A 12485-nucleotide genomic window follows, 5' to 3' on the forward strand; every position below is an offset into this window, starting at 1 on the left:
ATATCATTTCGGCGGTCTTGTGCTTGCACGGCACTTGCACAGGACTTGCACGAGAAACGTGAAAAAAATATTCAAGAAGAATTATGACATAAAAAAAGCACCCACAGAACAGTGTTTCTGTTCTGCGAGTGCAAATATCTGTATTCACTTACTGTATTTTTTGAAGTTTTCCGCCTGTTCCAGCACTTCCTTGTACACATCATCAATGGTGACCGGGGGATAATCAAACTCATCAAGCAAAAGAATCAAGTCAACTTGCAGATTTGCTTTGATATCTTCACGGGTTGCCCAATCAGTATACCTCGCCTTATCATCTACAATGATTTTTATACGCTTTGAAAGCTCTATCATTTTATCTTCGGGATATTCAAACTCATACTTCTTGGCTACGGAGCTTAGAATATCATAGAACGCTTTCTCCTCAAAGTCAATCCCCATATCCATAAAGGAATTTTTTTCGTTTTTTAACTCTGAAAGGAGTTTGGCGAGCTGATCGGCAACATCGTCAAGGACTTCGTTGGCATATGCTTCATCACGCCTGCGGTTATTATAGTCATCAACAACCTGTTTAAGACGTTCGGAGAATTCTATACCTTTGATCTTATTGACTTTCTTGTATTCCTCTATTGCCTGAGACAGTAATCTTTGCAGTATTTTTATCTTGGTGTTCTGAAGCTGAATAGCATTGATCCTGTTCATGTATTCATCGCTGAATATATCAACTTCAATATGCTTGCCCGATTCAAACAGTTCCTCAATACCGTCAGACTGAATCGCACCCTCCAACAGTTCACGAACACGGGCGTTCATCTGAGAAATATCGGGAGCATCGCCTTTGGTCAATTTGAAGAGTATAGAACGAACAGCACAGTAAAAATGAATATAATCTTTATCCTTATCCATGAACTTTTCGCTTGAGCTGCAAAGATTGAAAGCCTGCTTCATTCTTCTGACTGCTGCCATGAACCTTGTTTCAAGTTCATTGGATAGCTGAACATATTCTACCGCTCTGTTTATGCAATCAAGCTGTTGCTTTGGAGTACCTATAAAGAAATCATCGCTATTGAAATTATGGAACATCTGACCGAGAACTTCGAGTTGGTCTTTGACTATTTTCACAGACTGCTCTATTCCCTCAAATTCGTCACATTCAAAATTGGTGTACTTCTTCAGGGCGATGTTCATGTTCTTTTTTATGCCGATATAGTCAACGATTAAGCCTTTATCCTTGCCCTCGTATACACGATTGACACGGGAAATAGTCTGTATCAGTGTATGCTGCTGAATGGGCTTATCTATATAAATAGTGTCAAGTGCAGGAACATCAAAACCTGTGAGCCACATATCTACTACAATGGCGATCTTGAAATTAGACTTGACGTTTTTGAATTGGCGGTCAAACTCTTTTCTATCGTCTTTTGTTCCGAGCATATCATACAGCTCAGGCTCATCGTCTTTGTTTCGTGTCATAACGAGCTTTACCATTTCGATAGGTTTAAGCTCTTTCTTGTCTTTCTCTGTCAGCTCCGTTCCGTCAGGACATAGCTTCTTTTCAGTCCATTCAGGTCGAAGCTCTTTTATTATTTTATAGAAACGATATGCAATATGCCTGTTGGAGCATACGAACATAGCTTTTCCTGCTACAGTAGCGCTCTCTGCAACACGGGTCTCATAGTGATTGATAAAATCTTCAGCGACAGCTCGAAGGCGGTCAGGATCACCGATAATAACATCAAGTTTTGCAACTGCCTTTTTGCTTTCTTCTATCTGGTGTTCATTAGAGCCTTCCTCAGCACACTGATCGTAATAATCCTCTATTTCCTGAACTTTTGCCTGATTGAGAGTTACCTTAGCTGCACGTCCATCATATACAAGATTTACAGTGATACCGTCCTCAACAGCTTCTGTCATGGTATAGGAATCCACAACAGCACCGAAGACCTCTATTGTAGCATCAATAGGCGTTCCTGTGAAGCCTACATAAGTGGCATTAGGCAGGGAGTCATGAAGATATTTTGCAAAGCCATAAGTCCTGTTAACTCCCTCAGTAGTGATTCTCAGCTTCTGGTCAAGGCTGACCTGACTTCTGTGTGCTTCATCAGATATACAAATCACATTACTGCGGTCGGTCAGCAATTTAATGTCCTCTGTGAACTTTTGAATTGTTGTAAGATATACGCCGCCGCTTGTTCTGCCCTGCAATTCCTCTCGGAGCTTTTCACGGGACTCTATGCTGACAACGGTATCATCACCGATATATCGCTTGGAGGATAAGAACTGCTTGGAAAGCTGATCGTCCAGATCGGTGCGGTCTGTGATTACAACAATAGTCGGGCTGTGCAGAGATCTTGACTTCATCAACATACGGGTAAGAAACAGCATTGTATAGCTCTTACCGCAGCCTGTTGCGCCAAAATATGTACCGCCTTTACCATCTCCGTCGGGGCGGAGATGTGCCTTGATATTTTCAAGCAGCTTGGTAGCAGCGAAGAACTGCGGATAACGGCATACTATCTTTACATCTCTATCCGAGTTATCGGGGAAATATACAAAGTCTTTGATTACAGCTAAAAGGCGATCTTTTCGGAACATACCTTTTACCATTGTCAGCAAGGAGTTGATGCCGTTAAGTTCTGTATCGGTTGCCTCGATCTTTCTCCACGCATAAAAGAAATCATACGGTGAAAAGAAAGAACCATACTTATTATTTGCACCGTCACTGATAACCACAAAGGCATTATACTTGAACAGTTCGGGAATATCTCTGCGATAGCGAACAGTCAATTGAGTATATGCGTCCATAATTGTGGTATCTTCACGGACAGCATTTTGAATTCAAAGACTACAACAGGGATACCGTTTATAAAGATAATGGCGTCAGGTATGCGTGTCTGATTATTCATGCCGGAAATCTCAAACTGATTAACGATTTTGAATATATTCTTCTCAGGTGCTTCAAAGTCGATAAGGCTGATATACAGGTCTTTCTGTAATCTGTCCTCACGGTTAAGGATAAAGCCGTCACACAAGAGCTTATATACCGCTTTGTTTGCTTCATATATCGTTCCGGAAATACTGCGGAGATTGAGAATGATTCCGTCGATCTCGCTGTCGGTGATGCCTTCAGAAGAATAACGGTCATGCAAATATTTCCGCAGATCATCGGCAAGAAGAACATCAGACTTATCCCTGATAATACTTTCTCCGTTTATGTAGGTGTATTCCTCGTCTTGGAAAAGCTCCATAATGGACATTTCTAAGGCGTGTTCGTTGAAAAGTTGCATTTAATCACCTTCTGTCATCAGGCTATTAATTGTTGATATGAATGTATCTCTTTTCTTTTCCCAACGATTTGAAGGGACTGAAATGCCAAATTCATTTGAAATAATATCTTTTAATTCTCCAAGTCTTACCTTCAATTCGTCAATATTGTCATTGTCAAGTTTCAAAGATATTTGAGTGGGATTAACTGCACCCTTAATAGCAGAGAAATCAAATTTAGGCAGTAAAACAGTAGAGTAACGCTTTCTTAAAACCCATGAAGCTCCCATCTCATTCAAGCAAGCAGCACTTTGGTAGTAATTATCAGACAACATAAAGACCACATGAAAATCATAGTTGTCAAACAAACTCTTTAGGTAATCATAAATATCATTATCCATTGGGATATGATAATCAGGTACGGATGAACAGAACATTGTCTCATTGTTCAGCCCTATATCTGCTAACAGTTCAACGAGCGGTTGTACATATTTTATATCAGCAGAAGCATGACTGATAAACAACATAGGTTTCTTCATTGTAAAATCTCCTTTTGAACTTGATTCAGAATAATACCTGTCTGCGTTTTGCGCAATTATATTCAAGGAACTTTTCAGTTTGTTGAATAGTTCGCGCTCGTCGCCACTCTTTCCATTGAATTTGTGTATAATACCTGTTGGATTAATAATATCCCATACATACTTATCATTTGATTTATCATATATATCTTGCAGTACATATTTGATATTTTCTAACCAACTAATAAAATCGGGATCATTATAAATCAAATCGCACTCGGGAATAATCAGACCTTTTGATGGTGTAAAATGTTTGAATCTTGCTTCAATTCTCGGTATGTCATCAACAAGATGAATCAATTTTTCTTTCATAGGATTAATTATACTCCTATCTTCTAAATCATTTTTGTGGTTGGTAGGAATTTTCACAATTTTTTTCATCTTCACCTGGTAATGAGGAGGAATACCATGACCGCTTCCGCCACAATATCCGTTATCTGTTACAATATAGTTTTCAACTAATCCATTTGGTAGAATACGAACAATATAATCGTTTTCCTCAATAACTATCGTAGCGTCTTCAATTAAAGCTGTTGAATCACCAATTAACGCATCAATTTGGCAGAGCTTTTTTCCATTCTGTTTTATTATGTCAATTTTTTCTCTTGGAAATCCAGACATCATTTTGAACACTAACCACACCTCTTTTCATTGTGATTAACACTTTTTGTTTACTTATTCTTCTTTGGCGATTTTACTGGTGGCATTGGCGGCTTTTTCTTCGGCGTAGGTATATTAGAACCTCTTGAATATGTACTACTTGGCTCTTTTCTGGCATTAGATGAACTATTATTGTTATTCACATCAGGCATATTTATTTTCCTCCATATTGACGTTCAAAGTATAGCATCATTTTATCTTCAGCATAATCGTAGCATTTTTTATTTTGCGGCAGTGAATCCTCTTGGAAATATTTATCATCAGCTTCATTCCATTCTTTTTCAAATTGAAATAATAGATCATTTATTTCGCCTTCCGTCATATTTCCGTTTGAAACATTAAGCCACTCTTTTTCCATTGACAAGAAAATTACTGACCATTCAGATTTAAGGCTTGAAATATCTTCAATTCTTTTTTGGTAAGGTAAATACTCGTTTATAACTCCGACTACTTGGGAAATTGCTATAATAACGCCCCATACAAAAGCAAGTTGTTTCCATATAGCCCAGGCAGCAATGGAAGAACATGATGCTATTGCCATGATGATTTTTATTGTTCTATTTATCTGTATCGACTTTGCGAAATGAGCATCGATATAATACAAAGCAAATTTCTTATCTGTCAATGAAGACCAATATCTTTCTTGAATAAAAGATGATTTACTCATTATACACCTCCGACTATTTTGAGTAATCAAATGATAATTTAGCTGAAACTGAGCAAGTAATGTTAAAGAAAACGACCTCAACAGAAGATACTTCATTAATATCTCTCGGAGATATAGTTGAATTTATCGATGGCGATAGAGGAAAAAACTATCCGACCTATGATGAATTTGCAAAAGAAGGATATTGTTTATTCTTAAACGCTTCAAATGTCACTGGTATTGGATTCGATTTTAGTGACTGTATGTTTATAACAAAAGAAAAAGATGAACTAATGAACAAAGGACATTTGGAAAGGTTCGATATTGTACTAACATCTCGTGGAACTCTTGGAAATGTAGCGTTCTACAACAACCATATTCCTTATGAGAATGTAAGAATAAACTCTGGAATGCTTATAATACGCAGTAAATCCGATAAAATCAAGTCTTACTACCTATATGCGCTACTAAAAAGCTCTTATATGAAGTCAGCTATAGAACAATATCGCTCAGGATCGGCACAGCCGCAATTACCGATTAAAGATTTACAGAAAATATCACTTAATATTCCAAACTCTGAAAGCGTTCTTGAAAAAATCAATGCAGATTTCAGGCGAATTGAAAACATTATATCACAGAATGGCAATGAGATATCTAATCTTAAAGCTCTACAATCCGTCTTACTCTCAGAATTAAGCCGCTAAATTATCATTTATCCGCTGTTTCAATGCTATTCTATCGGTAATAGTCTTATAAGCCTTAACGATCTTACGCTGTTTTTCTATATCAGGAATAGGCAGTTCAACAGCGCACATCTCATCCCACCCGAAAATTTCTCTTACACTACCATGAGAACGGTATCTTGCATATCTGTCAAATTCGGGTCGGCTGAACCATAACATCAGATATTCAGGCTCAAGTTCATCTTTGCGTGTCACCTCAAAAACAGTGTACGAACTTGAGATAATACAATCTTCTCCGTTAAGTAAAGCAATAGAAATCTTCTCACCGTTTCTTGAAGTAACCGGACCGTATGCGAATTGTCCGTTCTTCACGACCTTATAATTTGACAGGTCGGTTCCGACAATGTTCGCAATAGACGGGATAAAACGTTTTTCAATGCTTACACCGAGAAGATTGGTTATCCCTAATTCTCTATTTCTAAGGTCAACAGGATTTATATAATCTCCTAAAACCTTGTATTCCATATAATCACCTCAACCAATATATTTGCGGTGAGCAATCTTGACATTGCTCTGATTAACCATAGCATAATGCATAGTTGTTTCTATTTTCTGATGACCGAGGAGCCGCTGAACCTGTTCAATCGGCATTCCTTTGTCAATAGCTCTTGTTGCCAATGTTCTGCGGAACTTATGCGGATGCACCTTTGTGATTTCAGCCTGTTTCCCCAGTGTGCGGACTATCCGCTGTATCGCTCCGATAGTGAGCCGTGTGTGCGGAGCATTCTTTGACACGAACAAGGCAGGATCGCTGTCTGTCCGCTGTTTAAGGTATTCCTGCAAATGCAGTTTTGTCCTTGCATCAAAATAGACCTCTCGCTCCTTATTACCTTTACCGAGGACAATGCAGGAGCGTTCTGTAAAGTTGATGTCTGCTTTGTTCAGTTTTACAAGCTCTCCCACACGGACACCCGTGGAGGTGAGCATCTCAATAATAGAAAGATCACGAATATTATCACAAGTATCTCGCAGCACTTCCAGGTTTTCATCGGTCAGTGTATCCTTTACGACTTTTGCAGTTTTAACTTTATGTATCCTGCGGACAGGGCTTTTTACGATATAGTCCTCATCCTCAAGCCATGAAAAGAAGCTCGACAATATACGGCGAACATTGTCAACTGTCACCTTGCTTGCGTTGTTCTGCTGTTGGTATTTCGCAAGATACAGCCGAAGATCATCGGTCGTGATTTCTTTTATCCATTTGCTTGTAGTGGATAATAGTCTCTCTATCGTTGTCTGATAGTATTTCAATGTATTTTCGGAACAGCCCTCAACACGTTTTGCTGAGATAAACATTTCAAGAAAATGGCTGTTCTCCTGCCTATTCTTTTCAGAGGTATCTGCGCTTTCTGTCATATCCACGCTTTTCAGCCTTGTTTCAAGCACAGAACGCAGCTCGTCCAACTGCCTGCTATCAAGAAGCCCTGCAACATCATGTAATATCTCCCGTATTATCGTTTCCTTCATCATTACTCGCTCCGATCTATGGTATATTTCTATAATTATAGCATAGATCGGTGCTAAATGATAATTTAGCGGCTTGAAATCGTCATAAGGATAAATTCTTGCATCTTTTGCAGTTGTTCAATCTCAGTGTTGTTCTTTTCCATAAATACGATGAGTTTCATAATTTTTTTGGCGAAAGATTGCTGCAATTCAAGAGGTGGGACAGCAATAGGATAGGCATGGACATCGTTCCGATTTAGTGTGGGTACAGCACTTCCTCCAACAAAACCATCATAGTTTAGATTTTTGAGCAAATAGAATATCCAAATGCACTCAGCATTAAAAATCTGCTTAACATATAGGGATGTATTGTGTGTCCAACAATCACAAAGGTATAATCTTGGATTTCCTATATTTCCGCTTCGCCCCATTACAATTACTGGTGCTTTCGCTGTATATTGATTATGATAACCTATTGTTCCTGTTGAACCTGCAACCGGATATTCTCCTCCAAGCATTTCAGCTCTTGGGAGATCATGTCCCCTTTGAAGTTGTAATACATCGCCAACTGTTCCTTGTTTCCATGAATTGTTATCTGCCCTATCAACAAACACTTCTTGGTACAGTGATTGTGCAGTTGCTTCTAAATTATCATTTATCCGCTGTTTCAGTGTAATTCTGTCGGTAATTGCTTTATAGCTTGAAACTATTCTTAACTGTTCATCCAATGGCGGTACGGGCAATTCTATACGGCATATATCGTTCCATGTTATACCACCTCTGACGCTGCCGTCTGTTTTAAGCCAACATATTCTGTCAAACTCAGGTCGGCGAAACCACATCATAAGAAATTCTTCGTTGAGCTTCGTATTATCAACTACCTCGAACATAAAATATGCAGGAGATACGATTGCAGGAGTATCATCAGTATACAAAGCTACCGGAAGGCGCTCATCACGTCCGACGTGCATAGGATTACAAGCGAACAAGCCTTTGCTGATAAGCTTATATTTGCTCAAATCTGTTCCGATAACATTAGCAACAGAAGGCATAAAAAACTTATCAATATTTATTCCCAGCACCTTATCACTTACAAGATCACGATTGCGATAATCTACAAGACGGATATGATTTCCTAAAATATCATAACTTGATTTCATACCCCAACTCCTTAAACACATCCAGCAGATCAGCCTTAGACTTTTCTTCTTCGATCAACAGCTCTTTCAGTTCTGCCTGTAAGCCTTTCATCTTAGTATCGAAATCTATGTTTTCATCACGGTTTACGAACTCGATATATCGGCTCGGTACAAGAGTGAAGCCCTTTTCAGCAACTTCATCGTAAGAAGCACTGTAGCAAAACTCAGGAATATCCTGATAGTTTTCTTCATAGCCTGTCTGCTGCCAAGCATGATATGTAGCTGTGACTTTGGCTCTGTCTTCCTCGGTCAGCTCCACATATTTCTTTTCAAACGGACTGCCCATCTGACGCAGATCCATAAACAGTATTTCACGCTCACGGTCACGATAATGAATAGTCTCGCCGTTTTTTTCAACATCACGGGCTTTCTTGTTTTTATTCAGTATCCAGAGCGTAACGCTTATATCCGTCGTATAGAACAAGCTTCTCGGCAGAATAATAATAGCTTCAACAAGGTTGTTGTCAATGAGCTGCTTTCTGATTTTCAGCTCCGTGCCGTCATCAGATAAAGCACCATTGGCAAGCAGGAAACCAGCAACACCATTCTGAGACAGCTTTGATACGATATTCAGGATCCAGCCATAGTTTGCATTGCTGGTAGGCGGTACTTCATATCCATTCCAACGGGGATCATCGACAAGCTCGTTCTCAGCTCTCCATTCCTTCTGATTGAATGGAGGATTTGCCATGATGTAATCTGCTTTCAGATCTTTGTGCTGATCGTTAGTAAAGGTATTCGCAGCCATTTCGCCCAGGTTAGCAGAAATACCACGGATGGCGAGGTTCATCTTAGCAAGCTTGAATGTAGTGTTGGTATACTCCTGACCGTAGATAGATACTTTCTTTTTGTTGCCGCTGTGGGCTTCAACGAATTTTATTGACTGTACGAACATACCGCCTGAACCACAACAAGGGTCATACAGTATGCCGTCATACGGCTCTATCAGCTCGGCAATAAGATTAACGATACATTTCGGAGTATAGAATTCGCCCTTGCCTTTACCTTCTGCGAGAGCAAACTTGCCGAGAAAATACTCATAGATACGCCCGATAATATCATTCTCGGAATCATCGGTATTGATCTTATCAATCTCATCAAGCAGCGATGCGAGTTTGCTTGTATCTATATGTAAACGAGAATAGTAGTTATCAGGGAGTGCGCCTTTCAGTGCAGGATTTGTTTTCTCTATCGTAAAGAGCGCGGTATCTATTTTCAGTGCAATATCATCCTGCTTTGCATTTTCCATGATAAAGCTCCAGCGGCTCTCGGCAGGAAGATAGAAAACATTGTCTTTCGTATAGAAAGCAATATTGTCTACAAATTTATCCCCATATTTCTCAACGATCATTTTACGCTGAGCTTCAAATTTATCACTTGCGAATTTCAGGAAGAACAAGCTCAGAACAACGTGCTTATACTCAGCAGGCTCAACAGAGCCACGGAGCTTGTCCGCAGATTTCCATAAAGCTTCTTCCATTGAAACAACTTTTTTCGGTTTAGCAGCTTTTGCCATGTTATGACCTCCATGCCCCTCAAATGTTTCAGGGTATTATCTTATATATTATACCACATTCCGCAATGTTTTTCAATGGGGAAACTACATATTTTTATATCTTTCTACTAAATTAGACCATATTATCATTCGATAAACTACAAAAGCCGAACTCCTCAAAAACTGAGAGTACGGCTTTTGTATTGTTGTATATGATTCAGCTCTTTTTATTCATCAGAACACTCATCAAGACCATGTAGAAGTTGAATATAAACACACTCCGCACGGTCACGTTCCTCGCCATCGGTGGTCATCATGAGTTCAAGGTAATACGCTTTAGCCTGTTCGTAGTCCGTCCAGACTTCACGTATGCCGTTATAGACCGTAGTGACTGTATTTGATTTTGGCATTGCCAATTCAGGTATAGATAACATATGATTTACCTCCATTATTCGATTACGATATAGTCCTTCTATTAGTGTTATATCAAAGGTAGCTGTTTGGGCTGAGGTCTCCATAAGAAATACCTAATAAGCACGGTATTCATGGGGTACATTTTGAAAAATGACCACCCTGAATACAGGAGCTTGTCAGAGGTTTTTGCACCCCTAAGACCCCGCTTGAAAAATAAAAGAAAAAGTGATATAATTGATAATGAAAATGGGCGAATACTAAGATTTTGGAGGTTTGTCTATGAACGTAAAATCAGACGAGGAACGGAAGTCAAAGGTGCTGAAATTCCGCTTGAATGACAGGGAGTTTGCCAAGCTGAAACAATACAGGGAGGAGAGTGGTCTGCGCTCAATGTCGGAGTATATTTACAATTCGATTCTTGCCACTCCCATAATCGAGATCACGGACGAAGAGCTTGCACCCGAAAAGGCAAGATTCAAAGAGATTGCCGACCGCATAAATTCCATAGCAATTCAGGTCAATCAGACGGGGAATATTTATCCCGAAGATATGCAGGAAATACAGCAGGGAGTTGAAGAAATTTCGGCAAGGCTTGCAGAGTACCAATCAAAGTTGGAACGCTTGCTGTGACACCGCAGACGTTCAGAGCGATAGTCGACAAGGCTCACGAGGACGTGAGAAAATAAGGGAAAAAATGCACCAAGGAAAATGCTTTTATTGCTGCGCCCTGAACAAGAATTATTACAATTATTTCGCAGAGCTGGACTCCGAAAACGGAATAGGCTATAATAAACTTACAATACTTTTTGGAGGTGCAAGATATGTTAGCAATTCCCGAATTGGCAATGCCGAGAACAAACAAGGTCACGACCGTATGCAACGGCAGGCGTGAGGTCTGGACGGACTACGAACAAGCAAAGGCATATTTCCTTGAACTCATGATGACCGCCGAGGGCGAGGAACATGTCCGAGCGGAGTGCGTTTATATTCAGCTATTACACGGACTTGACGAGTGCAGTGATGAGGACGAATAATCAAAAAAGGCTTTGCAGAAATGTAGAGCCTTTTGTTATGTCCTCAGACGAACGGAAACGTGCTTCAGAGCCGTCCGAACTTAACTAATTGCCTGAAAAGAAAAGACCTGAGAAATGCTTGTATGAGCAAATCTCAGGTCTTTGTCTGCTATTCAGGCAGTTATTTCGTTGCACGCCATAATGCCGATCTGAACATCAGCGTAACGGAAAGGGAGTGTGTCATTAGACTTTTGGCTAATGGAGCATCATTATTTTCATAATTTGCATTATGAGAAGTTCTCCGACGGCACGGTAAAGTGTATTGAAGATGAGATACCGTTTGAGCTGCCTAACGGGTGGGTTTTTCTAAGATTGCAATCGTTTGTATCATTTATAGGTGGTAATCAGCCTCCAAAAGCAACATTTGAATATAAACAAACGCCTGATAACATACGATTGATACAAATTAGAGATTATAAAACGGATAAATTCAAAACATTTATCCCTAAAGATAAAGCAAAACGCTTGAGATATACAAAGTTTTTTACCCGCACCACGAAGAAAATATGGCTTATCCAAATCCTCCAACAGCGGTTTATTATATTTCTTAAATATAGCTTTTATATAATCCTTATAATATTCCCTGCGTTCAGGATTTGCCTTTATATCCGCTAAGATCCTGTTATATTCATCAATTGCACAAAGCGCCCTTGCGTGATGAAGGTCAGCATCGTGGTTCATTTGCTCTTTTGAAAGCACAGTTTCCCTACCGTCGGCAATTGCCTGACGCATATATTTATTCAGAATATCGCCGTATAGGGTGCGTATAATCGACCACATATTCACCCGTTGCCTTACATACAGCCGCAAGCTTTAAGTTTATAGTGTTCGGTGAGTCGCCTTTGGTTATAAGCGAGTTAATATATGGTTGTATATATTTAATGCTGTCAGATATAGAAACCCTGCTTGTACCCGTCTGTATATATACGAAATTCGCAAAATCCCTAACAAAACGTATATAATTCTTCAT

The 12485-nt window shown here is 39.5% G+C and carries 14 protein-coding genes; 3 read left to right on the forward strand and 11 right to left on the reverse strand.

The features are described 5' to 3' along the window. Positions 1-144: 144 nt before the first annotated feature. From CD05_RS21280 to CD05_RS0104685, 5 genes are read right to left on the reverse strand one after another with little or no spacing between them, the layout of a single operon-like run. Positions 145-2802 carry an HsdR family type I site-specific deoxyribonuclease gene (locus CD05_RS21280; RefSeq protein ID WP_278244763.1) on the reverse strand — a complete coding sequence of 886 codons (2658 nt, stop codon included), beginning with the start codon at positions 2800-2802 and terminating at the stop codon, positions 145-147. Continuing rightward, positions 2781-3284: a type I restriction endonuclease gene (locus tag CD05_RS21285; protein WP_278244764.1), complete on the reverse strand. Its 504-nt coding sequence runs from the start codon at positions 3282-3284 to the stop codon at positions 2781-2783. The genes CD05_RS21280 and CD05_RS21285 overlap by 22 nt, the downstream gene beginning before the upstream one ends. Beyond that, positions 3285-4472, reverse strand: coding sequence for a toll/interleukin-1 receptor domain-containing protein (locus CD05_RS19535; RefSeq protein ID WP_051588831.1), 1188 nt, complete (start codon positions 4470-4472; stop codon positions 3285-3287). Between the two features lie 38 nt (positions 4473-4510). Next, a complete protein-coding gene (locus tag CD05_RS20830; RefSeq protein ID WP_198021569.1) occupies positions 4511-4651 on the reverse strand; it encodes a hypothetical protein in 141 nt (46 codons plus the stop codon). A gap of 2 nt (positions 4652-4653) precedes the next feature. Further along, a complete protein-coding gene (locus CD05_RS0104685) occupies positions 4654-5166 on the reverse strand; it encodes a hypothetical protein (protein WP_028509512.1) in 513 nt (170 codons plus the stop codon). Between the two features lie 59 nt (positions 5167-5225). Between CD05_RS0104685 and CD05_RS0104690 the strand changes: the two genes are divergently transcribed. After that, positions 5226-5849, forward strand: a complete 624-nt coding sequence (locus tag CD05_RS0104690) for a restriction endonuclease subunit S (protein WP_084262103.1) — start codon at positions 5226-5228, stop codon at positions 5847-5849. Here CD05_RS0104690 and CD05_RS0104695 read toward each other — a convergent pair. The 5 genes from CD05_RS0104695 to CD05_RS0104715 all read right to left on the reverse strand — a co-directional run bounded on the left by CD05_RS0104695 (position 5838) and on the right by CD05_RS0104715 (position 10462). Then, the gene (locus CD05_RS0104695; protein WP_028509514.1) at positions 5838-6353 is read right to left on the reverse strand and encodes a restriction endonuclease subunit S; all 516 of its coding nucleotides are present in this window, start codon (positions 6351-6353) and stop codon (positions 5838-5840) included. The two genes, CD05_RS0104690 and CD05_RS0104695, sit on opposite strands and share 12 nt — an antisense overlap. A gap of 9 nt (positions 6354-6362) precedes the next feature. Beyond that, positions 6363-7355 (reverse strand): site-specific tyrosine recombinase/integron integrase, encoded by a 993-nt coding sequence (gene xerA / locus CD05_RS0104700; RefSeq protein WP_028509515.1) that lies wholly within the window; start codon positions 7353-7355, stop codon positions 6363-6365. Positions 7356-7420: 65 nt separating this feature from the next. Beyond that, positions 7421-8494 (reverse strand): restriction endonuclease subunit S, encoded by a 1074-nt coding sequence (locus CD05_RS0104705; RefSeq protein ID WP_028509516.1) that lies wholly within the window; start codon positions 8492-8494, stop codon positions 7421-7423. Beyond that, positions 8478-10049 (reverse strand): class I SAM-dependent DNA methyltransferase, encoded by a 1572-nt coding sequence (locus tag CD05_RS0104710; protein ID WP_028509517.1) that lies wholly within the window; start codon positions 10047-10049, stop codon positions 8478-8480. Before CD05_RS0104710 ends, CD05_RS0104705 begins: the two co-directional genes overlap by 17 nt. A 206-nt stretch (positions 10050-10255) precedes the next feature. Next, positions 10256-10462, reverse strand: a complete 207-nt coding sequence (locus tag CD05_RS0104715; protein WP_028509518.1) for a hypothetical protein — start codon at positions 10460-10462, stop codon at positions 10256-10258. A 259-nt stretch (positions 10463-10721) separates the two neighbouring features. Here CD05_RS0104715 and CD05_RS17525 point away from each other — a divergent pair, with 259 nt between their 5' ends. After that, a complete protein-coding gene (locus CD05_RS17525) occupies positions 10722-11072 on the forward strand; it encodes a hypothetical protein (RefSeq protein ID WP_242841231.1) in 351 nt (116 codons plus the stop codon). A gap of 191 nt (positions 11073-11263) precedes the next feature. Then, positions 11264-11476 carry a hypothetical protein gene (locus CD05_RS0104725; protein WP_028509519.1) on the forward strand — a complete coding sequence of 71 codons (213 nt, stop codon included), beginning with the start codon at positions 11264-11266 and terminating at the stop codon, positions 11474-11476. A gap of 366 nt (positions 11477-11842) precedes the next feature. Here CD05_RS0104725 and CD05_RS0104730 read toward each other — a convergent pair whose 3' ends face one another. Then, positions 11843-12295 (reverse strand): hypothetical protein, encoded by a 453-nt coding sequence (locus CD05_RS0104730; protein ID WP_028509520.1) that lies wholly within the window; start codon positions 12293-12295, stop codon positions 11843-11845. Positions 12296-12485 lie beyond the last annotated feature (190 nt).

Origin of the sequence: Ruminococcus sp. NK3A76 (assembly GCF_000686125.1) — a bacterium.
Taxonomy (GTDB): Bacteria; Bacillota; Clostridia; order Oscillospirales; family Ruminococcaceae; genus NK3A76.

Excerpts from the sequence above, each read along its gene's own strand:
- CD05_RS21285 (WP_278244764.1), bottom strand. The coding sequence starts at position 3,284 with ATGCAACTTTTCAACGAACACGCCTTAGAAATGTCCATTATGGAGCTT.
- CD05_RS17525 (WP_242841231.1), top strand. The coding sequence starts at position 10,722 with ATGAACGTAAAATCAGACGAGGAACGGAAGTCAAAGGTGCTGAAATTC.
- CD05_RS21280 (WP_278244763.1), bottom strand. The coding sequence starts at position 2,802 with ATGGACGCATATACTCAATTGACTGTTCGCTATCGCAGAGATATTCCC.
- CD05_RS0104730 (WP_028509520.1), bottom strand. The coding sequence starts at position 12,295 with ATGTGGTCGATTATACGCACCCTATACGGCGATATTCTGAATAAATAT.
- xerA (WP_028509515.1), bottom strand. The coding sequence starts at position 7,355 with ATGAAGGAAACGATAATACGGGAGATATTACATGATGTTGCAGGGCTT.
- CD05_RS20830 (WP_198021569.1), bottom strand. The coding sequence starts at position 4,651 with ATGCCTGATGTGAATAACAATAATAGTTCATCTAATGCCAGAAAAGAG.
- CD05_RS0104695 (WP_028509514.1), bottom strand. The coding sequence starts at position 6,353 with ATGGAATACAAGGTTTTAGGAGATTATATAAATCCTGTTGACCTTAGA.
- CD05_RS0104710 (WP_028509517.1), bottom strand. The coding sequence starts at position 10,049 with ATGGCAAAAGCTGCTAAACCGAAAAAAGTTGTTTCAATGGAAGAAGCT.
- CD05_RS0104725 (WP_028509519.1), top strand. The coding sequence starts at position 11,264 with ATGTTAGCAATTCCCGAATTGGCAATGCCGAGAACAAACAAGGTCACG.
- CD05_RS0104685 (WP_028509512.1), bottom strand. The coding sequence starts at position 5,166 with ATGAGTAAATCATCTTTTATTCAAGAAAGATATTGGTCTTCATTGACA.
- CD05_RS0104715 (WP_028509518.1), bottom strand. The coding sequence starts at position 10,462 with ATGTTATCTATACCTGAATTGGCAATGCCAAAATCAAATACAGTCACT.
- CD05_RS0104690 (WP_084262103.1), top strand. The coding sequence starts at position 5,226 with ATGTTAAAGAAAACGACCTCAACAGAAGATACTTCATTAATATCTCTC.
- CD05_RS0104705 (WP_028509516.1), bottom strand. The coding sequence starts at position 8,494 with ATGAAATCAAGTTATGATATTTTAGGAAATCATATCCGTCTTGTAGAT.